General features: G+C 71.8%; 18 protein-coding genes. 7 read left to right on the top strand and 11 right to left on the bottom strand.

Annotation, left to right across the window (positions count from 1 at the left end; genetic code table 11):
- Positions 1 to 88: 88 nt before the first annotated feature.
- Both GKQ77_RS01180 and GKQ77_RS01175 read left to right on the top strand, forming a co-directional pair.
- Positions 89 to 1324, top strand: a complete 1236-nt coding sequence (locus GKQ77_RS01180; RefSeq protein ID WP_308117505.1) for an ATP-grasp domain-containing protein — start codon at positions 89 to 91, stop codon at positions 1322 to 1324.
- A gap of 22 nt (positions 1325 to 1346) precedes the next feature.
- Positions 1347 to 2555, top strand: a complete 1209-nt coding sequence (locus GKQ77_RS01175; RefSeq protein ID WP_219686687.1) for an ATP-grasp domain-containing protein — start codon at positions 1347 to 1349, stop codon at positions 2553 to 2555.
- Positions 2556 to 2619: 64 nt separating this feature from the next.
- Here the strand turns inward: GKQ77_RS01175 and GKQ77_RS01170 are convergent, their stop codons facing one another.
- From GKQ77_RS01170 to GKQ77_RS01145, 6 genes are all read right to left on the bottom strand, one after another.
- Positions 2620 to 3609: a transketolase family protein gene (locus tag GKQ77_RS01170; protein ID WP_258020683.1), complete on the bottom strand. Its 990-nt coding sequence runs from the start codon at positions 3607 to 3609 to the stop codon at positions 2620 to 2622.
- Entirely contained in the window at positions 3606 to 4448 is an 843-nt protein-coding gene (locus tag GKQ77_RS01165) for a transketolase (RefSeq protein WP_219686686.1), read from the bottom strand. Before GKQ77_RS01165 ends, GKQ77_RS01170 begins: the two co-directional genes overlap by 4 nt.
- Positions 4445 to 5740, bottom strand: coding sequence for a DegT/DnrJ/EryC1/StrS family aminotransferase (locus GKQ77_RS01160; RefSeq protein WP_219686685.1), 1296 nt, complete (start codon positions 5738 to 5740; stop codon positions 4445 to 4447). The genes GKQ77_RS01165 and GKQ77_RS01160 overlap by 4 nt, the downstream gene beginning before the upstream one ends.
- Before the next feature lie 73 nt (positions 5741 to 5813).
- A complete protein-coding gene (locus GKQ77_RS01155; RefSeq protein ID WP_219686684.1) occupies positions 5814 to 6866 on the bottom strand; it encodes a BtrH N-terminal domain-containing protein in 1053 nt (350 codons plus the stop codon).
- Between the two features lies 1 nt (position 6867).
- Positions 6868 to 7464, bottom strand: coding sequence for a beta-sandwich domain-containing protein (locus tag GKQ77_RS01150; RefSeq protein ID WP_219686683.1), 597 nt, complete (start codon positions 7462 to 7464; stop codon positions 6868 to 6870).
- Between the two features lie 50 nt (positions 7465 to 7514).
- Positions 7515 to 8252, bottom strand: coding sequence for a sulfotransferase-like domain-containing protein (locus GKQ77_RS01145; RefSeq protein ID WP_219686682.1), 738 nt, complete (start codon positions 8250 to 8252; stop codon positions 7515 to 7517).
- A gap of 279 nt (positions 8253 to 8531) precedes the next feature.
- Between GKQ77_RS01145 and GKQ77_RS01140 the strand changes: the two genes are divergently transcribed.
- Genes GKQ77_RS01140 through GKQ77_RS01120 form a run of 5 tightly spaced genes read left to right on the top strand, consistent with a single transcriptional unit; the run spans position 8532 to position 16912 of the window.
- Positions 8532 to 9410, top strand: coding sequence for a RimK family alpha-L-glutamate ligase (locus tag GKQ77_RS01140; RefSeq protein WP_219686681.1), 879 nt, complete (start codon positions 8532 to 8534; stop codon positions 9408 to 9410).
- A complete protein-coding gene (locus GKQ77_RS01135; RefSeq protein WP_219686680.1) occupies positions 9407 to 10531 on the top strand; it encodes a M20/M25/M40 family metallo-hydrolase in 1125 nt (374 codons plus the stop codon). Before GKQ77_RS01140 ends, GKQ77_RS01135 begins: the two co-directional genes overlap by 4 nt.
- Before the next feature lie 5 nt (positions 10532 to 10536).
- Positions 10537 to 14646, top strand: a complete 4110-nt coding sequence (locus GKQ77_RS01130; protein ID WP_258020684.1) for a non-ribosomal peptide synthetase — start codon at positions 10537 to 10539, stop codon at positions 14644 to 14646.
- On the top strand, positions 14647 to 15837 hold the full coding sequence (locus GKQ77_RS01125; protein WP_219686678.1) for an acyl-CoA dehydrogenase family protein: 1191 nt from the start codon (positions 14647 to 14649) through the stop codon (positions 15835 to 15837). It abuts the gene before it with no gap.
- Position 15838: 1 nt separating this feature from the next.
- Complete coding sequence (locus tag GKQ77_RS01120; protein WP_219686677.1) at positions 15839 to 16912, top strand: acyl-CoA dehydrogenase family protein; 1074 nt, start codon at positions 15839 to 15841, stop codon at positions 16910 to 16912.
- A 3-nt stretch (positions 16913 to 16915) separates the two neighbouring features.
- On the opposite strand, the gene GKQ77_RS01115 is transcribed toward GKQ77_RS01120, so the two are convergent.
- The 5 genes from GKQ77_RS01115 to GKQ77_RS01095 form a co-directional block, all read right to left on the bottom strand.
- Positions 16916 to 17629 (bottom strand): response regulator, encoded by a 714-nt coding sequence (locus GKQ77_RS01115; RefSeq protein WP_258020681.1) that lies wholly within the window; start codon positions 17627 to 17629, stop codon positions 16916 to 16918.
- Between the two features lie 143 nt (positions 17630 to 17772).
- On the bottom strand, positions 17773 to 17958 hold the full coding sequence (locus tag GKQ77_RS01110; RefSeq protein ID WP_219686676.1) for a hypothetical protein: 186 nt from the start codon (positions 17956 to 17958) through the stop codon (positions 17773 to 17775).
- Between the two features lie 128 nt (positions 17959 to 18086).
- On the bottom strand, positions 18087 to 21104 hold the full coding sequence (locus tag GKQ77_RS01105; RefSeq protein ID WP_219686675.1) for an AfsR/SARP family transcriptional regulator: 3018 nt from the start codon (positions 21102 to 21104) through the stop codon (positions 18087 to 18089).
- A gap of 177 nt (positions 21105 to 21281) precedes the next feature.
- A complete protein-coding gene (locus GKQ77_RS01100) occupies positions 21282 to 22355 on the bottom strand; it encodes a phosphoribosylglycinamide synthetase (RefSeq protein ID WP_219686674.1) in 1074 nt (357 codons plus the stop codon).
- A 76-nt stretch (positions 22356 to 22431) separates the two neighbouring features.
- Positions 22432 to 23589, bottom strand: a complete 1158-nt coding sequence (locus tag GKQ77_RS01095; RefSeq protein ID WP_219686673.1) for an acyl-CoA dehydrogenase family protein — start codon at positions 23587 to 23589, stop codon at positions 22432 to 22434.
- Positions 23590 to 23623: the final 34 nt, after the last annotated feature.

Below are 23623 nucleotides of genomic sequence, written 5' to 3'. Positions count from 1 at the left end.
GCCTCCACCCCCTCTAACCCCCGGCCGACCCAACCCAGAAGGGAAGTGGCTGACGATGCCGACGAACCTCGGTACACGAACGAAGCGCGTGGCGATTGTCGACGCCTACTCGACAGGGGGCCTCCTGCCCGCCGTGCTCGACCAGTACGGCATCGAGTGCGTGCACGTCCGATCACCCCATCCGGACGTCCTCCTGACCGGCTCCCCCGGGACCTTCGTCGACGACGTCCGGCACTTCGGCGACGTCGAGGCCACCGCGTCCGTGCTGCGCCGGCACGAGGTCACCCATGTGATCGCCGGGCAGGAAGCGGGCGTCGAACTCGCCGACCAGCTCTCCGCCGAACTCGGCACCCCGGGCAACGGCATGAGCCGCCCGACCGCCCGCCGCAACAAGTTCGAGATGGCCCTCGCCCTGCGCGACGCCGGCCTGCCGCACGCGGCCAGCATGGTCTCGACCGATGTCGAGGAGATCATCGCGTGGGCAGAGGCGACCGTGGGCTATCCGGTCATCCTGAAGCCGGTCGCGAGCTCCAGCACGGACAACGTGGTGGCGTGCTCCTCCCCGGAGCAGATCCGCACCGTCCACGAGACGATCCTGAACAGCACCGACCGCCACGGAATGCCGAACACCACGGTGCTCGCCCAGGAGTTCCTGGAGGGCGACGAGTACTTCGTCAACACCGTCAGCCGTGACGGCGGGCACCACACCGTCGAGATCTGGCGCTACTACAAGCTCAGGCTCCCCGGCGGCAACATCATCTACGACTACAACGAGCCGCTCTCCCCCGACGATCCGGTCGCCAGGGAGCTGGAGACGTACACCCACCAGGTGCTCGACGCCCTGGAGGTGCGCAACGCGGCCGGACACACCGAGGTCATGATGACCGCCAGGGGCCCGGTGCTCGTGGAGAGTGCGGCCCGCATGGGCGGCGGCCAGGTCCTCGAGATCAACAACCGCTGTTTCGGCACCAACCAGGTGGAGATGCTGGCGCTCTCCGTGGCGGAACCGGAGCAGTTCGACCGCCTGCCCACCACCGCGTACCAGCTGCTCCAGCACCACCGCTTCGTCCATCTCATCAATCCGCTGGAGCGCGGCGTCATCCCCTCCCACGAGGCGATGGCCGCCATCCGCGCGCTGCCGTCCCACGTCTTCACCGTGATGCGGCATTCGGAGGGGCAGCCGATCGCCCGGACGATCGATGTGGCCACGCAGCCCGGATACGTGTTCCTCATCTCCGACGATCCGGCGCAGCTCCTCGCCGACTACCAGAAGCTGCGGCAGATCGAACAGGACCATCTGTACGACAACAGCTCCCGCCCCTGAATTCAGCCCTGGAGGCAGCGGCTTGAAATCCGTACTCATCCTCTCCAAATGGAATGCCGGCGGGGTGGCCCCGGCCGTCGAAAGGCTGCGCGCCCGCGGTCTGTGTCCGGTGCTGATCTCCGATCTGCCCGACGACCGCAACCGCGACCTGTGCGACGACCATGTCCTGCTGGACTGGGACAGCGAGGATCTGTCCACGCTGGCCGCCCGGCTCGACGGGCGGGGCATCGAACCCGTCGCCGTCGTCAACCTGCTCGAAGTGCTCATGCCCTGGCAGATCGGGATCGCCGCGCACTACGGCCTGCCGGGTGCCGACCCCGGCCGCAAGGTGCTGCTCAGCAAGACGCTGGTCCGGGAGCGCATGCGGGACCTCGGTCTCTCCGGCATGCGCTTCTGTGACGATCCGGCGGAGGCGGACTTCTTCCCCGCCATCATCAAGCCCTCGGGTGAGTCCGGGGCCTCGCGGCTCGTCAGCCGGGTCGACGGGCCCGACGATCTCCTCGCCTACCAGGGCCGCCTCACCGAACTCGGTCTCGCCGGGATCGATTTGATCGTCGAGGAGTACCTGCCCGGTACCGAGTACACCGTGGACGGGCCCGTCGTCGCCGGACGCTTCCACCCGATACTCGCGGGCGAGAAGCCCGACCTGGACGAGACCAGGCACCACGACGCGGGGATCAACCTCCATCCGCCCCAGCGGGAGCACATCCGCGAAGGCGTACGGGTGCTCAGCGAGGCGGTCAGCGCGCTCTGCGCCGACCTCCGCCTCGACCAGCTCTGGCTGCACGTCGAGGGCCGGACCACCGAGGACGGCCGGACCGAGCTGGTGGAGATCAACCCCCGGCCCGGTCGCGGCATGCACTTCCCGGCGGTCCACGGGCCCGGCGGGATCGACCCGATCGACGCGTTCCTCTCCATGTCCCTTGGCGAGTACACCCTCGACCCGGCGGAGCTGGAGCCGGTCCCCGACCTGCCGGTCACCGGCCTGGTCTATGTGGAGGCCGACGAGCTGGGCACCGTCGAGATCCGCACCGGCGCGGACGACCTGCGGGCGCTGCCCGGCGTCGGCGACGCGGACGTCGTCAACGGCTACCAGGTCAGCAACCTGGAGCAGGAGAACTTCTTCCTCGGCTTCACGGTCACCGCCGATTCCGTGCGCGAGCTGCGCGAGCGGGTGGCGGCCGTCATCGGCACGCTCGACTACCGCATCGTGCCTCCGCCCAGCGCCTGAAGCACCTCGCACACACCACTGCGGGCCACCCTCGAATCGAGGGTGGCCCGCTTGGTCGTTGTCGTCAGCCCAGCGAACCGGCCAGAGAACCGGCGAGAGAAGCGACCGGGGAACCGGCCGGCGATCCCGCCCCGTCGAGAGCGGCCCGCACCTCCCGCACGACCCGCTCCGCGGTGAGGTCGTAGTGCGCGACCAGGTGCTCCTGGTTGCCCACCTCGCTGACGAACTGATCCGGCATGCCGAGCCGCACCACCCGGGTGGGCGCCGCCTCCGACAGTGCCTCGGCGACCGCGCCGCCCAGGCCGCCGCTGCGCCAGTGCTCCTCCAGCGTCACCACGAGCGAGGCCGGCCGTGCGGCGGCCACCAGCGTCTCGGTGTCGAAGGGCCGCAGCGTGTGCATGTTCAGCACCGTGGCCTCGATGCCGTGTCCGGCCAGGGCGTCCGCCGCGGCGAGACACGCGAGCACGGGGTACGGACCACAGCTCGCGAGCACCACGTCGCCGCCCTGCCGCAGCGTCTGCGCCTGCCCGATGACCGGCGGCGGCGCCGCGGGCAGCGCCGGGGTGGGCTTGCGGCCGAGCCGGACGTAGAGCGGTCCCGGCAGGCTCACGCTCTGCTCGACGAACGCTTCCGTGGCGGCGGCGTCAGCGGGTACGACCACGGTCATCCCGGGCAGTACGCGCATCACCGCGAGGTCTTCCAGGGCCTGGTGGGTCGGGCCGAGGTGGCCCGCGGCGAGGCCGCCGTGGGTGGCCATGATGCGGACCGGCAGCCGGTTGTAGGCGATGTCGATCTTGATGGCCTCCAGCGCCCGGGAGGTGGCGAAGGCGGCCATCGTGTTGACGAACGGGATCCGCCCGCACGCGGCCATCCCGGCGGCCACGCCCATCAGGTTCTGCTCGGCGATACCGAGGTTGAGGTACTGGTCGCCGGCGGTCGCGGCGTACTCCGCGTTGAACAGGCCGGTGTCGGAGTCCAGGCACATCAGCTCGGGGTGCCGCCGCAGGAGCGGCAGCAGGCTGTCCCGGTAGGCCTCTCGGGTCGCGCGGCTCATTCTGCGGCCTCCGTGGCTCGTAGGGCGCGGACCGCCCGTGCGTGGTTGCGTGGCGAGAGGGTCACGTAATGGCTGGAGCTGCGGCCCTCCAGGAACGGCAGGCCCTGGCCCTTGACCGTGCGGGCGATCAGCACGCTCGGTTTGCCCGGCTCCCACGGCGTGGCGCCCAGGTGCTCCGCCAGCTCGTCCGGGTCATGGCCGTCCACGTCGCGCACGGCCCAGCCGAAGCTGCGCCAGCGGTCGGCGAGCGGTTCCATCGGGGCGATGCCGTCGGTGGCGCCGGTCAGCTGGAGGCCGTTGCGGTCCACCACCGCGACCAGGCGGTCCAGTTTCAGTGACGCGGCCGCGATGGCCGCCTCCCACACCGAGCCCTCCTGGAGTTCGCCGTCGCCGAGCAGGACGAAGCTGCGCGAGGCGCTGCCCGCGTACCGGGCGGCAAGCGCGAACCCGCAGCCAAGGGCGAGCCCGTGGCCGAGCGACCCGGTCGGCATCTCCACCCCGGGCACCGCGCGCACCGGGTGGCCCATCAGCCTGCTGCCGGGGCGGCCGTATCCGGCGAGTTCCTCGGTGGGGAAGAAGCCCCGCTCGGCCAGCGTCGCGTACAGGCCGACGGCGGCGTGGCCCTTGCTGAGCAGGAAGCGGTCGCGGTCCGGGTCGTCCGGGCGCTCCGGGTCCACGTTCAGGACCGAGAAGTACAGCGCGGTCAGCACGTCGGCGCAGGAGAAGGCGCCGCCGAGGTGGCCGCCCTCGGGCCCCGCGCACATGTCGACGACGTGTGCGCGGATGCGTGCGGCGACCGTGTCGAGTGTGTCCCGCTCGAGGACCTGGGCGACGGTCATGACGCCGCCTTGGCGAGCGTGGCCACCATGTCGCGGTTGGCCCACACCTTTTCGAAGGCGTCCGCGTAGAGGCCGAGCAGTTCGCCCGCCCCCGGGTGCAGATGGCGCTTCTGGATGGTCAGGGAGTCGGCGATGACCGCGCGGGTCACCGAGTAGCCCTCGCCCGCGGTGGTGCCGGGCGCGCCGGTCACCGACCACGGGTAGCCCGAGCCGAAGCCGGCGCGGTCCACGAAGACCTTCTGGTCGGGCAGCGGCATCAGCTGGTACTGCGACATCGGTACGCCCTCGGCGCGCAGCAGCCGCCGCAGCGCCGAGCGCAACGCCTCGGGGCGCACGCCGTCCAGGCCGAACGCGGCCCGGTCGAAGCGGAAGCGCAGGATGTGCCAGGCGTGGGTGGTGTCCGGCAGCGCGGTCGGCACCCGCAGTCCGGGCAGCTCGGCGAGGCGCCCGAGGAACTCGGTGACGTTGTGCTGCCGGGCCTGCTCGTAGCCGTCGAAGCGGTCGAGCTGCGCGTTGGTGAACGCGGCCTGGAGGGCGTTGATCTTGTGGTTCCAGCCCAGGCCGTACGAGACGTAGTCGCGCTCGCGGCCGCTCTCGATCACCTCGCCGAACTGTCTGCCGCGGCGCATCGCCTCGGCGAGCTCGGCGTGGCGGGTGACGAGCAGGCCGCCCTCGCCGCAGGTCGGGATGTTCTTGCTGACCTGGAGGCTGAAGGCGCCCGCGTCGCCGAGCGCGCCGACCGGCCGGCCGCGGTGGGTCGCGCCGGGGGCCTGCGCGGCGTCCTCGACGACGGCGAGGCCGTGCTTGCGCGCGATCTCGGTGATCCGGTCCATGTCGGCGGGGGCGCCGTGCAGGTGGACGGGGATGATCGCCTTGGTACGGGGGGTGATCCGGCGCTCGATGTCGTCCGGGTCGATGTTGAAGGTGACCGGGTCGATGTCGGCGAAGACGGGGACGGCCATCTGGTGCACGGGGGCGAGCCCGGTGGCGATGAAGCTGAGCGCGGGCACGATCACCTCGTCGCCCGGTCCGACGCCGAGCGCGGCGAGGGCGAGGGAGAGGGCCGCGGTGCCGTTGGAGACCGCGACGCAGTGCTCGTGGCCGAAGCGGGTGGCCCACTTCTCCTCAAGGACGGACACCGAGTTCACGCCGTCGGTGTCGGAGACCATTCTCGCGCCGTCGAGCGCGTCGAGGACGGCCTTGCGGTCCTCGTCCTCGACCAACGGCCACTGCACATGGCGCCGGTGTTTCGGCACGGTGGCCGTGCCGCCGAACGCTGCCAGCTTGCTCATCGAACTCCCCTCCACAGGGTCACGCACAGGGTCACGTCGGTCGGTCCGCACACGGTCCGCTCGCTCCACACGGTCACAGTCGCGCCGCCACGGCGCCGACGGCGTCGACCGCGCGCGCGTACGCGCCGCGCAGCACCGTGGTGTGGTGCGCGATGTCGGGTGCGGCGGCGCGCGGGTCGTCGAGCCCGTGCGCGCCGGTGAAGCGCAGTCCGGTCCAGGCGTGCGCGACGGCCTCGACCGCACGGCCCGCCCCGGCCAGCGCCGGGTCGTCCCACTGGCGGCCGCAGCGGCGCAGCAGCTCGCCGTGGAGCGAGGCCTGCGCCTGCATGCCCCAGCCGAACGGGTACAGCTCACGCAGGGCTCCGGCGTCCCCGGCCCGGCACCGGTCGCGGAGTTCGGCGGCGAACTCGTCGTATCCGGCGAGGCCGGTGCGGGCCGAAGTGGCCGTGGTGAAGCCTTCGTTGTCGGTGCGCAGATAGCCGCCGAGCAGTTCCGGCGTGAGGGGCGCGGGCGTCGCTTCGAGGCGGACGTCGAGGCAGCGCCTGCCGATGCGGGCGTCGCTGAAGAAGGCGTCCTGGACGTCGTTCGGGTTCGCCGAGCCCCAGCTGCGCAGGAACTCCTCGATCGGGACGGCGCCGCGGAAGGCGGGCGGCATCGCGTCGGCGACGTAGACCACGCCGCGGGTCTCGTCCAGGCCGTAGATCACCACGAGGTGCGCGGCGTGCACGTCTCCGTACGCGGGCCTGAACGGCAGGTGGTAGTTGTCCACGGCGGCGATGACGAGCCGGTTGTCGGCAAGCGTCTCGCGCACCTCGCGCCAGACGTCGTTCTCGTCGGCCGGCTGCCACCAGCGCGCACGCAGCTGGTGGTGGGGGGCGAGCGCGGTGCCGAGGTCGGCGGCGCCGGACTCGTCGGGGGCGCAGGGGTAGTAGAACTCCTCGGACCTGACGTCGCCCGGCAGGTGCAGGAACCGCCAGCCCGCGCCGAGCACGGCCAGCGGGTCGGCGCCCTCCCGTATCAGGAGCGAACCGAACGTGGACTGCAGGCAGCTGATGAGGTCGCGGTACCACCACTCGGGCTCCGGCCCGGTGATCATGTACGTCCGTGACGTCATGTCGACGGTCATGTCAGGACTCCGTCCGCTGGAGGGTGACCGCGAAGACGTGCACGGCGACGTTGCGGGGCAGCAGGATGCCGGTCAGGCCGGCGCGCCGGGTGACCGGTACGCGCTGCGCCCACATGACGGCGGGCACGCCTCGCTGCACGTGGTGCGGGTAGTGCATGACAAGGCTCTCGAACGCCTTGACCTCGCCGAACCACGCGGGCGCCGCCCAGAAGTCGGAGACCCGCAGCGGTTCCGGGTCGACCGAGCCGTCGGCGAAGGTCAGCTCGACGGTCTCCTCGCTGCGCCGCTCGGACGCGGCGAGGACGTGGATCCAGTCGTAGCGGCCCTCGGGTACGCGGATGAACTGTCCGGCACAGCGGACGTTGTCCGGTCCGTCGCAGACCGGAGGAAACTCGAAGGGAACACCGTCCACGTGGACGATGCTCTCGCCCGCGGGCAGATATTCCGCCGCGAACGAGTTTCCCCATACGTTGAATGCCCCCGCTTTGGTCTCCGTGGACGCGGAGATCGCCGTGTTGTTGCGATGGCCGGAGATATCGACCGTGTCGCAAAGACCGGTCCTGGCGGAGGACACCGAAATGTCCGTCAAGTGACCCACCTCACTGGAAAGCCGTTCTGCATTCCGAACCTAGCCCGTTCATTCAGAGTTCACGCTGACGGCCGCAGCGCGACGGCGCGCAGCTTCTCGTAGTACGGCTGGTGGTAGTCGCGGTAGCCGCGCAGCACCGGGTCGGCCGCGACCTTCTCGGCGCCGTCGCTCGAGCCGCGCTTGAAACCGGAGGTCTCGCTGGTCGACTTGTGCCACTTGCTGGTCGTCTGCCACTCCGAGCGCATCCCCGGCTGCCAGCTCAGCGCGTCCGGCAGGAAGGGGATGCCCACCGCCGAGCAGTAGGCCCGCACGGTCTCGGCCGGCCGGTCGAGCAGGTCGTCGGAGTCGATGACGACCGGCGTGGTCCCGGTGGCGTCCTGCACCGCGGTGAAGATCTCGTACAGCCGGGCGAAGCCGATCTCGTCGCGGCCGAGTTCCGGGTTGAGCGCGTGGTGCGAGGCGATGGCCTCGGCCGGGTCGCGGATGATGAAGGTGTGGGTCGCGGCCGAGAGGAAGGCCTTGTCGGCGAGGAGCGCCGGGTAGGCGAAGTCCGTGGTGTCCTTGAAGAACACCGGCTTGTGCGCCGCGATGGCGCGGAGTTCCGCGAGCACTTCCTGCTCGGAGTGCGCGACCTGGTCGCCGACCTCCACCTCACCGAAGTCGACGACCCGGGAGAGCGGCTCGTGCACGACGGCGTGGTCGCCCCGCTCCGTCATCATCCGCATGAAAGCGGTGGAGCGGCAGCGCGGCGCGCTCCACAAAGCGAGCACCGGTATCCGCTCCGATGTGTGTTCCACGATTTCCCCCTCGTCTCGGGCGCGGCTGGATACAGCCGAACGAAAAGCGCGCAGTGAGCCAATGCGGCAGGTATGCGAATCCGCTCAAGCGTGGCACGGGCACGGCTGCGGACGGGTAAGCAGACTTCGCAGTCAGGGGGGTTGAAAGTCAACGCGATGCGTCGCCGTACATGAACTTGTCGCGGACGCACACGGCTGCGGTGTGCTCGTAGATTCCTTTTCACGCGGCAGGCCGGTGGTACCGACCGGCCCATTCAGTGGTTCTAATACGGAGGTCACGTGTCAGCGACACCAGAGCGCCCGGGTGACCGCAGGATCGCGGTGCTCGCCAGCAGGGTCGGCGCCGACGAGAAACGGCTGTTCGACGCGTTCGACCGGCGCGGTGTCCCCTTCGACCACGTCGACACGCGTCGGCAGTGGTTCCAGGCGGGGCGGCGCGAGCTGCCCTGGGGCCTCGCCCTGAACCGGGAGATCGGCCAGGTCCGCGCCGCGTACGCGGCCCGCTGCCTCGCCGCGGCCGGCGTCGACGTGGTCAACAGCGCCGACGCCACCGAGGTGTGCGGCGACAAGTGGCGCTCCACGCTGGCCCTGGAGGCCGCCGGGGTGCCCACACCACGCACCGCGCTCGGCCTCACCCCGCAGGCCGCGCTGGACGCCCTGGACACCATCGGCTACCCGGCGCTGATCAAACCGCTGGTCGGCTCGTGGGGCCGGCTGATCGTCCAGCTGCCCGACCGGGCCGCCGCGGAAGGCGTGCTGGAGTACGCCGCCGCGCTGCCAGGACCGCAGTCGCACCTGGGGTACGTACAGGAGCTGATCGAGAAGCCCGACCGGGACATCAGGGTGATCGTGGTCGGCGGCCGGGTACTCGGCGCCGTCTACCGCACCGGCGAGTCCCTGCGCACCAATGTGGCGCTGGGCGGGCAGGCCCTGCCGTGCGAGGTGACACCGGAGATCACCAAGCTCTCCCTCGACGCGGCCGCCGCCGTCGGCGCCGACATCGCCGGTGTCGATCTGATCGAGGACCGCGACGGCAGGCTGCTGGTCCTGGAGGTCAACCACCGGGTGGAGTTCTCCGGTTTCCAAGCCGCGCTCGCCGACCAGGTCGACGTCGCGGACCACATCGTCGACCACCTACTGGAACGAGCGCAACGATGAACTGGGCGTTCACATCGTCGGGCAACGTCACCGAGACGTACGCCACCGGACTGCTGCGCAAGATGCTGGAGATCCCCTCCTCGTCCTACCAAGAGCGCGCGCTCGCCGACTACTTGGCCGAAACGATGACCGACCTGGGTTTCCAGGCGCACATCGACGGCGTGGGCAACGTGATCGGCGTGATCGAGCGGGGTGCGGGACCGACCCTGATGCTCCTCGGCCACCTGGACACGGTCTCGGGCCATGTCCCGGTCCGCTCCGAGGACGGCAGGCTCTACGGCCGAGGCGCGGTGGACGCCAAGGGACCGCTCGCGGCGATGATCTGCGCCGCGGCCGGCGCGGTGGACTTCCCCGGCCGGATCGTGGTGATCGGCGTCGTCGAGGAGGAGACCCCGCGCTCGCGCGGCGCGATGGCGGTCCGGGCCACCCACGACCGGCCGGACGCGCTGATCATCGGCGAGCCCAGCGGCTGGTCGAGCGTGGTCCTCGGCTACAAGGGCAAGCTCGATCTGCGCTACACCGTCAAGTGCCCCGCCACCCACCCGAGCAACCCGGTGCCGAAGGCGTCCGAACTGGCCGTCGCCTGCTGGGACACGCTGGTCGAACTGCTCGGCCCCGACGCGAGCCACGGCGTGTTCGACCAGCCGGGCGCGACCCTGTGCCAGCTCAACGGCGACCTGACCTCGGCGACGGCGGACCTGAGCATCCGCATCCCGCCGGGCTTCGACGTCGAGGCGCTGGTGCGCGGACTGCGCGAGCGGCTGCCGGCCGGCAATCTCGAAGTCCTCAACTCCGTGGCGGCCTGCCGGGTGGGCCGCGCCGACCCGGTGGTCCGCTCGCTGGTCTCCGGCGTCCGGCGGCTGCACGCCCAGCCGCGCCTGGTGGTGAAGACGGCCACCTCGGACATGAACACCCTCGCCGAGGTCTGGGACATCCCGATGGCGACGTACGGCCCTGGTGACAGCAGCCTCGACCACGCCGACGACGAGCACATCGTGCTCTCGGACTACATGCGGGGCATCGACGTACTGACCATCGCCATCTCGGAGTTGGCACACCTGCCCGTGCGCCCGGACGACCGGGCGACCGACGCGCCGCCGCCCGTAAGGAGCCTCAGGTGACCGACATGACCCAGCGTCTCGCCGCGCTGCCCGCGGAGCGCCGCGCGCGGTTCCTCGCGCGGCTGAGGGAGCAGGCGGACGCCGCGGCGAGGCGCGGCCCGACGCCGCGCGGGGACACGGGGCCGGTGCCGCTGTCGTACGCGCAGGAGACCCTGCGCTTCATCGACGGCCCGGCGCCACAGAGCCCCGCCGCCGGAATCGCGCTCTGCCTGCGCCTGCGCGGCGGCCTCGACGTGCCCGCGCTGCGCTCGGCGCTGGCCGCGGTGGTGGCCCGGCACGACGCGCTGCGGACCGTGATCGTGGAGCGCGAGGGCGGCCCGATGCAGGTGGTCGTGGACGAGGTCCCGGTCGAACTGCCGCTGATCGAGGCCGAGGGCGCCGACCACGAGCAGCGGCTCGCCGCCGCGCGGACGCTGGTGGAGCGGCGCGGCGGTACGCCGTCCGACCTGACCAGGGCGCCGGTGTGGCGCGCGCAGCTGATCAGGGTAGCGCCGGACGACCACCTCTTCGTGTTCGACGTGCCTCCCCTCGTGTGCGACGCCCGCTCGCGCGAGGTGCTGATCGGTGAACTCGCCGAGTGCTACCGGGCGTCGCGCGACGGCGACGCGCCCCGGCTGCCCGAGCTTCCCGTGCAGTACCCGGACTACGCGGCGTGGCAGCGCGCGCGCTCGCGCGGCGGCGACCTGGACGGGGCGGCCGCGTACTGGCGGGAGAAGCTGGCCGGTGTCGAGGTACTGGAGTTCCCGACCGACCGGCCGCGCGGTGACACCCGTACCTTCGCGGGTGACGGCGCCAGCTTCCTCGTCGGACACGAGGGCGTGGAGCGGGCGGCGGCACTGGCGCGCGCGGAGGACGCGGACCCGTACGACGTGCTCGTCGCCGCCTTCTTCACCCTGCTGCACCGCTACTCGGGCCTGGACGACCTGGTGATCGGCTCGCCGGACGCGAACCGTCCGCACGCCGCCCTGGCCTCGGTGGTCGGCCTCTTCACCGACATGCGGGTGCTGCGCGCGGACCTCTCCGGCGACCCGACCTTCCGCGACCTCGTCCGGCGCGTCAAGCGCGTGTCGGCCGAGGCGTACGAGCATGGCGGCCTGCCCCTCGACAAGCTGATCGACGCGGCGGACCCGGTCGTCGACCCGTCGCGCTCCCCCGTCTTCCAGATCGTGTTCGGCGTGGAGAGCGCGCCCGCCACGGCCGGTCTGCCGGGCATCGACACCTGGCGCGAGACCGTCCCGACCGGCACCTCCCGGTACGACATGAGCTGGTGCCTGGCGGAGCAGTCCGCCCCCGGCGCCGACGCGGTGCTGCGCGTCGAGTTCAACACCGACCTGTTCGACGCGTGCAGCGTCGCCAGGTTCGCCCGGCACTACGACGGGCTGCTGCGCACCCTGACCGCGGCCCCGGACACCCCGCTGTCCGCCGCCGAGGTGCTGAGCCCCGCGGACAAGGAATTCCTCGCCGAGGTCAGCAAGGGTCCGATGCGGCCGATCCGTGAATCCACCATCGTGGCGGAGTTCGAGGCGCGCGTCCGCGAGGCCCCGGACAGTGTGGCGGTCGTCGTCACCGGCGTCGGCACCAGCTACGCCGAACTCAACACCCGGGCGAACCGGCTCGCCGCCCTGCTGCGCGAGCGCGGCGTCGGACCCGGCATGCGGGTCGGCCTCTGTCTGCGCAGGAACGTGGACGTGCCCACCTCGATCCTCGCGGTGCTCAAGACCGGCGCCGCCTATGTGCCGCTCGACCCCGCGCATCCGCCCGCGCGGGTCGCGGAGATCGCCGCCGACGCGCAGCTGCGCACGGTGATCGCCCACGCCGACACGGGCAGGACCGTGGCCGAGGCCGACGTGCCCGTCGTGACCCTGGACGACGTCCGCGACGAGCTGGCGGCGCTGCCCGGCGGGAATCCCCCGCTCGCGGCGGGGCCCGGCGATGTCGCGTATGTCATCTACACCTCCGGCAGCACCGGCAAGCCGAAGGGCGTCCTGCTCGAACACCGGGGCGTGGTCAACTTCATCGACTCCACGCGCGACCTGTTCGAGCTGACACCGGCCGACCGGGTGCTCGGCTTCGCCTCGTCGACCTTCGACGTCTCCGTCTTCGAGACGTTCTCGGCGCTGCTGACCGGCGCACGCCTGTGTCTGGCGACCGACGACGAGCGGCTGTCCATCGACCGGTTGCAGGCGCTGATGGAACAGGCCGGCATCACCGTGATCGACCTGCCGCCGACCGTGATGCCCCTGCTCGCTCCCGAGAACTTCACCGAGCTGCGGATCGCGTTCGTCGGCGGCGAGGCGTTCAGCGGTGAGCTGGTGAACCGGTGGAACCCGGGCAGGCGGCTGTTCAACGGCTACGGCCCGACCGAATGCACGGTGACGATGATCGTGGAGGAGTGCCCGGGCACCTGGGACACCTCGCCGCCGATCGGCCTGCCCATGGCCAACCACGTGGCGCACGTCCTCGACCGCGACCTGCGCCAGGTGCCCGTCGGCGTGCCGGGCGAACTGGTGGTCGGCGGCGGCGGTCTCGCGCGCGGCTACCTCGACCGCGACGAGCTGACCGCGGAGAAGTTCATCCCCGACCCGTTCGGCACCGCGCCCGGCGGCCGGCTCTACCGGACCGGCGACCTGGTGAAGCGGCTGCCGGACGGACGGCTCGTCTTCCTCGGCCGGCTCGACCAGCAGGTGAAGATCCGCGGGCTGCGGATCGAGCTGGGCGAGGTGGAGTCGGCGCTGACCGGCTTCGAGGGCATCGGCCCGGTCAGCGTGCGCACGCGGGCCGACGACAACGGCGACAAGTACCTGGTCGGCTATCTGACCGGGGTCACCGAGGAGCAGGTGCCCGCGGTGCGCGAGCATCTGGGCGCGCGCCTGCCGTCGTACATGATCCCGTCGTACTTCGTCGTCCTCGACGAGCTGCCGCTCACCAGCAGCGGCAAGGTCGACTGGCGCAGGCTGCCCGCGCCGGACCTCAGCCGGACGGGCGAGGGTCCGAGCGACGAGTCGCTCACGGTGACGGAACGGCGGCTGCTGCACGACGTGCTCGCCCCGCTGCTGCACGACGACCGGATCGGCGTGCGCGACGACTTCTTCCTCGCGGGCGGCAACAGCCTCCAGGCCGTCCAGCTGATGTCGGCGATCAACCGCAGGTTCGGGGTGGAGATCGCGCTCGGCGACTTCTTCGCCTCGCCGACCGTCTCGCACCTGGCCGCCACCATCGACGCGGCGCGTGCCGCGCGGAGTGACGACGGAGATGCGCTCGACGCGCTGGAGAGCCTGTCGGGGCAGGCGGCCACTCCGGCCGCTTCGGCCGCTTCGAAGGACGCCGACCGGCCGCCGGTGGTGATGCGTGCCGCGGGCCCCGCCCAGGTCATCCTGTTGCATCCCTCGGGCGGCGAACTGTTCTGCTACATCCCGTTGTCCAGGGCCCTGCGCGGGGACATCGGCGTGACGGGTTTCGCCGCCGACCCGCGGGACGCGGCCGTGGCCCCGCACGAGGCGATGGCGGCGACCGCCGCCAGGATCGCGCGCTCCCTGACCCAGAGCGGTCTGCCGGAGTCGTGCTGCCTGGCCGGCTGGTCCTACGGCGGCGTCCTCGCCTTCGAGGTCGCCCGGCAGATCGAGCGTACGACCGGGCAGCGGCCGCCGGTGATCCTGCTGGACGCCGCCTACGACGAGGACACCGTCCCCCTGGACGAGCCGACGGTGCGGCAGCGGTTCGTGCACGACGTCGCCAGGCTGACGGGGCGGGACGGCCCGGAGGTGCGCGCGGTGCTCGACGACCCGGCCGCCGGGGAGGCCGACGTCGGGCAGACCCTGAAGGGTCTCGGCGTCGAACTGGAGCTGACCGAGCAGGAGTTGACCTCCCGCTTCGAGACCTTCCGGTCCTGCGCCCTGTCGATGCAGGCGTACCGCCCGCCGGCCCCGTACGGCGGGCCGGTCACGGTGCTCACCGCCTCGCCCCACCCCGCCATGGAGGAGCAGTGGCGCACGGTGTGCACGGGCCCCTTCCGGGCCGGAAGCGTGCCCGCCGACCACTACACCCTGTTCACAGAACCGGCGTTGAGCCGGGTGGTCGCGGCGATCGAAGAGACGCTCGCCTCTGAGGAGACGTAGATGCGGTTCGGATTCACCGAGGATCAACAGCGGTTCCGGGCGGACGTGCGCGCCAGGCTGCGCTCCCCCGAGGTGCAGGCCGCCGCGGCGGCGGCCACCGGCGCGGACGGCGTCGAGCCGGACGCGCGTCCCCTCTACCGCCTGCTGGGCGGGCTCGGGCTGCTCGCCGTGCACTGGCCCGTCGAGTACGGCGGTGAGGGCCGTCCGCTCACCGACGCGGCGATCGTCGCCGAGGAGCTGGTGCGGGCGGGGGTGCCGGACACCCTGCACGTCAACACCATCCAGATCGTCGGGCAGTTCCTGCTGATGGCGGGCAGCGACGAGCAGCGGCGGCGGCATCTGCCCGCGATCGCCCGCGGCGAGCGTTTCGCCTCGGTGCTCTACACCGAGCCGGACGCGGCGTCGGACCTCGGCGCGCTGCGTGCCGTGGCCGAACCCGACCTCGACGGTGACGGCAGTGGCTACCGCATCACCGGCACGAAGGTGTTCAGCCTCAAGACGCGGTTCGTCGACTACGGGCTCTGTGCGGCCCGTACGACGCCGGGTGCCGGGAAGTACCAGGGGATCAGCCTGTTCCTGGTCGACCTGGGTGCGCCCGGGGTGACGGTGTCGGTGATCCCCGGCGTCGGCGACGAGCACTTCCACCGGGTGGACCTGGACGCGGTGCCGGTCTCGGGCGACGACCTCATCGGGCCGCGCGACGAGGGATGGCCGCTGCTCAACGAGGCACTGGCCATCGAGCGCACCGGCCTCGACTACTTCCTCAAAGCGGAGCACTGGCTCGACGCCGCGCTGGAGGCGCTGCTCGACCGCGAGCCGGACTCCGCGCACGACGACCGTCTCGGCGCCCCTGTCGACGCGCGGCTGGAACAGATCGGCCGCTGGCACGGCGCGCTCACCGCCGACCACGTCCTCGCCTGGGAAGTACTCTCCGGGCTCGCCTCGGACCAGGTCGACCAGGTCTCCACGGCCGTCGCCAAGTACCACAGCAGTGAACTCGCCCAGGCCATCGCGGCGTGGGCCACCGACATCCCGAGCCCCGAGCAGCGGGCGGACCGCACCAGGGCGGCCCTGACCCTGGACTCCGCCCACCGGGAGGCGCCGGGGCTCACGCTGTCGGCGGGCACCTCCGAGGTGATGCTCCAGATCATGGCCGCCGCGTTCGACTCCATCGGACAGGAAGAGCACTGACATGCACCCCACCCCCGATCCGCTCGTCGTCCAGCTGCGCAAGGCGTTGCGTACGGGCCTGGCGGGCGTCCCCGCCCTGATGGAGCTGCACGGCGCGCCGGTGACCGACGGTGCCCGCGGGCCCGCCCGGACTGTTCTCGACGCGCTGGAAGCGGCCGACTTCGAACGCCCGGCCTCCGAGGGCGGCCTCGGCCTCGGTCTTACGGCCGGCGTGGTCGTCAGCGAGGAGCTGGGCCGCGCGGCACGCGGGAACCCCTACCGGGCCGACGCGCTGACGGCCGGCCTGGACGCCCCGGCGGGCGCGGCGCTTGCCGGTTTTGAGGCGCTGCCTATTGGCGGCGGGGTCACTGCGGCCCCGCGCGCGGGCGGCTGGGAGCTGACCGGCGCGGCCACCGTCGACGACGTGGGCGCCGGGGCGTTCCTGGTGGCGACCAGGACGGACGCGGGGCCGGTGCTCGTCGCGGTGGCGCGCGGGACGAGGGGTGTCGCCGTGGAGGCCAGGTGCTGGCCGCCGGTCGTCCGGTTCGCGGCCACGCCGGTCAGGGCGGCGGACGTGGTCGGGGCGCTGGACGAGTCGCCCACGGGTCCGCTCGCGCGGGCGCGGCTGCGGCAGGCCGCCTATCTGCTGGGCATCGCCGACGGCGCGCACCAGGTGGCAGTGGAGTACGCCGGTTTCCGGCGGCAGTTCGGCACCAGGCTGCGTGATCTGCCCGCGGTCGCCTTCCCGTTGGCGCGGGCCATGGTGGCGTTGCGGGCGACGAGGGCGGCGGTGTACCGGGGAGCGTGGCTTGTCGACTCCGAGCCGGACGCCGTGGGCACCGCGCCGGTGATGGCGCTGGCGATGGCCGCCGAGACGGCCCGCGACGTGGTGCGGGTGAGCATGCAGAGCTGCGGGGTCCGCGCGATGACGACGGAGCTGGGCCTGCACCGCTACTTCCGGCTGGCCGCCGCCGAGTCCGCCCGCTACGGCGACCCCGCCGCACTGTGGCGCATCGTCGGCGCCGACCGCGTCCACACAGCCCGACACGCCACCACCGGAGCAAAGCTTCCGGTGGCGGCGACGGCCCGGCCGTAGGGGTCAGCTGGCGCGCAGGCCCCTCTGGTGCACCAGCCGTTCGTCGGCGAGGGGTTCGCCCGCCGAGTGGATGAGGCCGGTGCGGTAGGCAAGGGAGACCAGCTCGGCGCGGTCCCGGACGCCGAGCTTGGTGCGTACGCGGTACAGGTGCGTACGGACCGTGGCCTCGCCGATGATCAGTTCGCGGGCCACCTCCTCGGTGGACATGCCCCGCGCCACCATCCTGGTCACTTCCCGCTCGCGCGGGGTCAGTTCGGTCACCTCCGGGCACATCACGGCCTCCTGGGGCTCCGGCTGCGCGCGGAACCAGGTGACGAGGCGCTGGGCGATGTTCGGCGCCAGCATGGTCTGCCCGGCGGCCGCCGCCTGGATCGCGGTGATCAGCTCCTGCGGGCTCGCGTCCTTGCCGAGCAGACAGCTCGCACCGGCGTGCAGCACGTCGCTGACCGTCTTGTCGGCGTCGGAGGCGGTGAACACGACGACGTTGGGCGGCTCGTCCTCCTTGCCGAGCCTGCGGATCAGCTCGATGCCGGAGATGGTCTGGAGGTTCAGGTCCGTGACCACGACATCGGGCCGCGTGGTGCGCACGAGAACGATGGCTTCCATGCCGTTGTGGGTCGTACCGATCACGTCGATGTCCGGCACCGCGTCCAGGATGGTCTTCAGACCGTCCGCGATCACGGGCAGCTGGTCACAGATGAGCACCCGAATGGTCATTGTGTTCCCCCGGTAAGGATGGGTAGAAGCCTCGCTGTCATGTACGGGATCGCGGCGCGCGGATTTCGCGAGACTCGCCCCGGAAGGCGCCTGTTCGGCCTCATCGACCGGTGGGCCGCGACCGGTGGCCGCGGCCCACCGGCTCAGCCGTTGCCGTTGTTGCCGCGCGGCGCGGGAACGGCCGCGTCCGCCGCGAGCACGACGTGCGTCGCGGGGGCGACGGCGGCGGTACGCTGCCCGACCGTCTCCTGCGCGTCGGCGGAGGCCGTGATGCCCCCGAAAACTGCGCCGAGAGCGAGGACGGAGGCGGCGATAGCGGTGACGCGCATGAAGAAGCTCCTTTGGAAGGGCCGGCGGCCTTTTCGACTCCGCTGATGCTCCCGACTTGCCTTCCCGGCCCGTTCCCTTCTGGACACCCGCCCGATCCCCGCGCCGCGCACCGCCCGGCGCGGGGCACTCACCGCGCGGTCTCCGGCACGTTCATGAGGTGGAAGAGGTTGTCCGCCACCGAGCGGTGTCTGCGGGCCGTCTGCTCGTGTCCCTGGGCCTCGGCGGTACGGGCGAGGCCCCACAGCGCGCACGCCTCGTCGTAGCGCAGCTCCATGCGGCAGGCGATCTCGTGCGCCAGCAGCTGCTGGGCCCGCGCCAGCTCCAGCTCCCCCTGCGCGTACCGCACGCGCCCGACCGAGAGGTGCACGGTGGCGCGGTGGATGTCGTCGGTGCTGCTGGTCGCCTTGGCCAGCGCGTGGCCCGCGCTCTCCGACGCCTCGTCGAGCTCGCCCATGCGCACCAGCACATCGGCCCTGCGGGCGAGGACGAGCGGCAGCACGGAGGGCATGCTCATGCGCTGACACCGTTCCAGTGCCGCGTCGGCCCAGCCGAGCGCCTCCTCGAAGCGGCCAAGGCCCTCGATCGCCTGCGAGAGGTTGCTCAGCGCGTCGACGGAGAGCTGGATCTCCTCGATCGAGTTGAAGATGTCGACCGCCCGCCCCGCCGACTGAGCCGCCTCCTCGAACCGGCCGAGCCGCACCTGGACCTGGCTCAGCGTGCTCAGCGACGAGCCGTCGAGCCGGGTGAAGCCGAGCTGCTGTGCGCACGCGTTGGCCTCCTGGCACAGCCGCAGCGCCCGTTCCAGCTCGCCCATGCTGCTGCACGCCTGGCCGAGGCGGGCCCGGCACTCCGCCTCGCTCTGCACGTCCTTCATCCGCCGGGAGAGCTCCACCGCCTCCTCCAGCCGGGCGACGGCGTCGCGCAGCTGGCCGAGCCGCCATTTGCCCATGGCCAGGTTCATCAGGTTGAGCCGGGTCAGCGGCCGGTCCCCGAGCTGCCGCGACGCGCTGACGCCCTTCTCCAGGGCCGCGTTCGCACTCGCGTCGTAACCGCGGATGCTGGAGTGGAAGCCCAGCTCGCGCGGGAGCCGCGCGGCGTGCCACAGCAGCCCCCCGTCGTACGCGGCGTCCACCGCCGCCAGCAGACTGTCGCGGTGCTGGTCGAGCCAGTGGAGCGCCTTGTCGTGGTGGTCGAACCCGTCGCGGGCTTGGCCCGCGCCCTCACCGTCCCCCTCGCCGTCCCCGAAGCGTCGCCGCCCGGGAAAGAGCTTGTCGCACGCGCTCTCGGCCGTGGCCAGGTAGTGGTCGAGGAGCCGCCGCACCGCCTGCCCGTCCTCCGGCGCCTGCTGCCCCTGCGCGACCCGCTGCACAAAGCTGCGCACCAGATCGTGCAGGGCGTACACCCCGCGCTCCCTGGCCTCGAGGAGGCGTACGTCGACCAGCTCCTCCAGCACGTCCTCGGCCGTCAGGACATCGGTGTCCCACAGCGCGGCGGCTTCCGAGGTGTCCAGATAGCGTCCCGGATGGTGACCGAGGAGCCGGAAGGCCGTCTGCTGGTCGCGGGGCATCGACTGGTACGACAGCAGGAGCGCGCCCGCGACCCCCCGGCCCTCGCTGGTGAGTTCGTCAAGGCGCCGGTCGTGGTCCCGCAGCCGTTCGACGAGCCGCTGCACGGTCCAGTGCGGCCTGTTCGCCAGCCGGGCGGCCGCGATCCGCACCGCGAGAGGGAGTCCGCCGCACAGCCGCAGCAGCTCGACGGCCGCGTCCGGCTCCTTCTCGACGCGTTCGGCGCCGAGGGTCTTGCGCAGCAGCCGGTGGCTGTCCAGCTCCGGAAGGGCGCCCACGGAGAGCCATTCGCCCCCGTCGAGACCGGTCAGGCGCGGGCGGCTCGTGATCAGGACCAGGCTGTCGGACGAGGCGGGGATCAGCGCCCGCACCTGCTCGGACGAGGCGGCGTTGTCCAGGACGAGCAGCATGCGGCGGCCCCGCATGTACGACTGCCACCGCGCGGCGCGCCCCGCGGGCACCGTGGGGATCTCCTCGCTGGGGATGCCGGCGGCGGCGAGCAGGTCTCCTTGCGCGTGGAAGGCGCTGAGCGGTGTCTGGCCCGGTGTGAAGCCGTGCAGGTCGATGAAGAGGCTGCCGTTCGGATACCGCTCGGCCAGTTCGTGGGCGGCCCGGATGGCGAGTGCCGTCTTGCCGCCGCCGCCCATGCCGTCCAGGGCGAGGATCGTCGGCGAGCCTTCCGGGGCGCGCCGGGCCGCGTCGCAGATCCACTCCAGCTCGGAGCCGCGGCCGGAGAAGTCGGGCACGTCGAACGGCAGCGCGTGCGGGGCCTCCGTCGTCTGGTGCGGGAGACGGGCGACGGCGCGCCCCGGGCGGGTGAGCGCCGGGTCCTGGCGCAGGATGCGCTCGTGCAGCGCGGTCAGCTCGGTGCCGGGGTCGATGCCCAGTTCGTCCGCGAGGTGGGCGCGGGCGCGGGCGAACTCGTCGAGCGCGGCGGCCTGCTGCCCGGAGTGGTAGAGGGCGAGCATCAGCCGGCAGCGCAGCGTCTCGCGCAGCGGGTGCTCGTCGACGAGGGCGCGCAGCTCACTGGTGACCTCGGCGGCCTCGCCCGCGTCGATGCACAGGTCGTAGAGCTGCTCGGCGGCGGTCAGCCGCTGCTCCTCGAGGGCGGTCGAGGCGGCGTCGACGACGCGTCCCGCGGAACCGGAGAGCACGGGCCCCCGCCACAGCGCCAGCGCCTCGCGCAGCCGGGTGGCGGCCTGCTCCGCCTCCCCCGCGTCGAGGGATTCCCTGGCCTGGCGCAGCAGTTTCTGGTAGCGCAGCAGGTCGAGCCGGTCGGTGTCGACGTCCGCGCGGTATCCGGGCCCGTCGGTGACGATGATGTCGGGGCCGTACGGAATGCGACCACGCAGTTTGGCGACCGTCTTGCGCACCTGGTGCTCGGCGCTGTCCGGCGGTTCCTCGTTCCACGCGGCCGCCACCAGCCGGGAGACCGGCACGACGCGCCCGGCCTCCAGGAGCAGCATCGCGAGGACGCGCCGTTGCAGCGCTCCGTTGACGGGCACCACTTCGCTGCCGCAACGTACTTCGAGCGATCCCAGAACGGAGAATTCCGGCCTGGCGTCCGCGTCGTCCCGCATATGTCTTGATGTAGTGGCCCGCATCCTAGCTCCCCCCGGTCAGCGAGGGGACCGCACTCACGTCGCCGCGAGAGTAGATCATCTCTCGCGGCACATGCACCAGGCATGTTCGGTCTCGTGGTCCGTCCCCCGTGCCTTCGCTTCGTTCAGAAGGAAAACACAACTACCGGGTGCGCGTCATCGGCTGGGCGGCCTGACATCGGTGACAAGGTCCTCCCGTGCCTTGGCGACTCGTTGGCGGGTCAGTTCCGGTGTGTCCCCCTCGACCACCACATAGGCGCGGCGGGCGCGCGGATCACCGACGGGTGCGACCTGGTCACCGACCGCGTACGGGAAGCGGGCGCCGCGGACCCAGGGGGTGACGGCGATGTCCTCCGTACCCGTATACGTCTCGAGGCGCCCCTCGGGGAGCAGGAAGAAGCCGACCTCGGCGTACCCGGAGGCGCTCGGCACGACGGGGCGCTCGCCCGCGAGGGCCGCGAAGACCGCCGCCTCCAGGTCGAACCCGCGCGCGATCTCGATGAGCAGGGGGATTCGGTCGGCGCCCAGGTGCGGGCGGCAGGAGACGATCCGCGGGCCGTCGGGCTCCAGCGCGACCTGGGTGTGAGCGGGCCCGAAGCGGTATCCGCCGGACGTCAGACGCTCCTCGACCGCCGCCCCGATGATCTTCTGTTCGTCGTCGGTCAGCGGCGCCGGGTGGAGGAAGCCCGTCACGAGGAAGTGCGGTGGCCCCGTGGTGCGTTGGGCGGTCATCCCCACGATGTGGTGGGCGCCGTGCACGGTCAGCGTCTCGACGCTCACCCTGGGGGCCTCCGCGGGGGTCCGGTCCGCCCCCTGCCCGTCCCCTGCCCCGCTTTCCCTGCTTTCTCCGCTTTCCCTGCTTTCTCCGCTTTCCCCGCCCCGCAGCCGCTGGTACACGGCGGGCGGGTTCGGGGTGAGCCCCAGCTGCCAGGCCTCCCGGGCCACCGGCAGGACGGAGGCGCCGTCGCCGCAGTGCAGCACGGCGTCGATGCCGTGGCTCCGCACGGTCCGCGCGATGACCTCGCGCAGACCGGCCTCGTCGGTGAAGTCGACGAGCAGCAGCTCCTCGGAGTCCTCCTCGACGCGCGGTGCGAAGTCGGCCTCCAGCTGGGACGGATCCCACACGGACCAGATCCGGAACCCCAACTCGGCTCCCTTGCGCACGAGTTGGTGGCTGGGCATCACCAGCAGCAGCCTGGGCCGCGAGCCCCTCGGGGAGTATGCACACATAGTCGCCACTGTGTACGCCGACCTTCCCGCCCCGTTCCCGTTCCCTTCCCCACCGCACGCCCCCCTCCGGGACCGCTCAGGTGCGGCGGGGCACCGGGATGACGTACCGGCCGAACAGCAGATCGCGCAGGACGTCGTCGCCGCCCTCGACGAGGGAGACGTAGCGGATGTCGCGCAGCAGCTTGCCGATGGGCAGTTCGTCCGTGTAGCCGAGCCCGCCGAACATCTCGGAGCCCGTACTGGCCACGTCCCAGCCCGCCTGGCCGCAGAACATCTTGGCGGTCAGGGCGGACTTGAGGGTGCCCTGCCGGTGCCAGCGGGCGGCGGCGTCCGGTGCCGACATGATCGTGTCGTAGTCGCGGGCCGCGCGCAGCAGGTGACTCTTCATGACGTCGATCTGCATCTCCATCTGCCCGAGCCGCTGCGCGAAGACCGGGCTCTCCACCAGGACGCCGTCGCGCAGCGGCTTGGTCTTGGCGTAGGTCATGCAGTGGTCGCGGACGCGGCGGGCCACGCCGAGCGCGGTGGTGGCGATCAGGATGCGGCTGGCGTTGAGGCCGATCTCGAGGAGCCGCAGACCCGAGCCTTCGAGGCGGTTGACCGCGGGGACCCGGCACTCCTTCAGGCTGACCTGGTAGGTGTACGAGGCCCGCAGGCCGATGACGTCCCAGCGCCGCACGACCTCGACACCCGGGGTGTCGCGCGGGATCAGCACGGCGTGGTAGGCCTCGGGGTCCTCGGCCGAGCGGGCGATGACGACGAGGAAGTCGGCGAAGTCGGTGTTGGTCGAGAAGAACTTCTCGCCGGTGACGACGAGTTCGTCGCCTTCCGTCCTGACGACCGTCTCGATCTTGCCCAGTTCGCTGCCCGCGGCCTGTTCGCTGCCGAGCGTCGCGCAGAACGAGCCCTGGTCGGCCATGGGCTTGAGGTAGCGGGCCTTCAGCTCTTCGGAGCCGTACAGCTGGACCATGCTGGTGCCGAGCACCGAGATGAAGAGCGTGAAGGCTACCCCGGCGTCGCCGTAGGCGATCTCGTTGACGATCTCGACGCTGTCCTCGAGGCTGAGCCCGCGGCCGCCCAGTTCCTGGGGCAGCCACCAGTTGGCGAGCCCCGTCTCCCGGAACTTGTCGTAGACGTCCGAGGGCTTGTCGTCGAACGCGTCGAGCTCCGCGTGACGGCCGTCGAGACACTGCTTGACGAACGTGGACACGGCCTTCAGGTCTTCCGGCTTCATCTCTCCACCACTTCCAGGTCCGGCATGTCGGGGC

This window comes from Streptomyces anatolicus (assembly GCF_019400875.1).
GTDB classification, from domain to species: domain Bacteria; phylum Actinomycetota; class Actinomycetes; order Streptomycetales; family Streptomycetaceae; genus Streptomyces; species Streptomyces anatolicus.
The sequence above is the reverse complement of the archived record's forward strand: the minus strand, read 5'-3'. Positions and strand labels throughout refer to the sequence as shown.

What these genes read in the sequence shown, in the direction of transcription:
- GKQ77_RS01130 (WP_258020684.1), top strand. Translation starts at nt 10,537, where the DNA reads ATGACCCAGCGTCTCGCCGCGCTGCCCGCGGAGCGCCGCGCGCGGTTC.
- GKQ77_RS01095 (WP_219686673.1), bottom strand. Translation starts at nt 23,589, where the DNA reads ATGAAGCCGGAAGACCTGAAGGCCGTGTCCACGTTCGTCAAGCAGTGT.
- GKQ77_RS01125 (WP_219686678.1), top strand. Translation starts at nt 14,647, where the DNA reads ATGCGGTTCGGATTCACCGAGGATCAACAGCGGTTCCGGGCGGACGTG.
- GKQ77_RS01120 (WP_219686677.1), top strand. Translation starts at nt 15,839, where the DNA reads ATGCACCCCACCCCCGATCCGCTCGTCGTCCAGCTGCGCAAGGCGTTG.
- GKQ77_RS01165 (WP_219686686.1), bottom strand. Translation starts at nt 4,448, where the DNA reads ATGACCGTCGCCCAGGTCCTCGAGCGGGACACACTCGACACGGTCGCC.
- GKQ77_RS01135 (WP_219686680.1), top strand. Translation starts at nt 9,407, where the DNA reads ATGAACTGGGCGTTCACATCGTCGGGCAACGTCACCGAGACGTACGCC.
- GKQ77_RS01115 (WP_258020681.1), bottom strand. Translation starts at nt 17,629, where the DNA reads ATGACCATTCGGGTGCTCATCTGTGACCAGCTGCCCGTGATCGCGGAC.
- GKQ77_RS01110 (WP_219686676.1), bottom strand. Translation starts at nt 17,958, where the DNA reads ATGCGCGTCACCGCTATCGCCGCCTCCGTCCTCGCTCTCGGCGCAGTT.
- GKQ77_RS01155 (WP_219686684.1), bottom strand. Translation starts at nt 6,866, where the DNA reads ATGACCGTCGACATGACGTCACGGACGTACATGATCACCGGGCCGGAG.
- GKQ77_RS01160 (WP_219686685.1), bottom strand. Translation starts at nt 5,740, where the DNA reads ATGAGCAAGCTGGCAGCGTTCGGCGGCACGGCCACCGTGCCGAAACAC.
- GKQ77_RS01170 (WP_258020683.1), bottom strand. Translation starts at nt 3,609, where the DNA reads ATGAGCCGCGCGACCCGAGAGGCCTACCGGGACAGCCTGCTGCCGCTC.
- GKQ77_RS01105 (WP_219686675.1), bottom strand. Translation starts at nt 21,104, where the DNA reads ATGCGGGACGACGCGGACGCCAGGCCGGAATTCTCCGTTCTGGGATCG.
- GKQ77_RS01100 (WP_219686674.1), bottom strand. Translation starts at nt 22,355, where the DNA reads ATGTGTGCATACTCCCCGAGGGGCTCGCGGCCCAGGCTGCTGCTGGTG.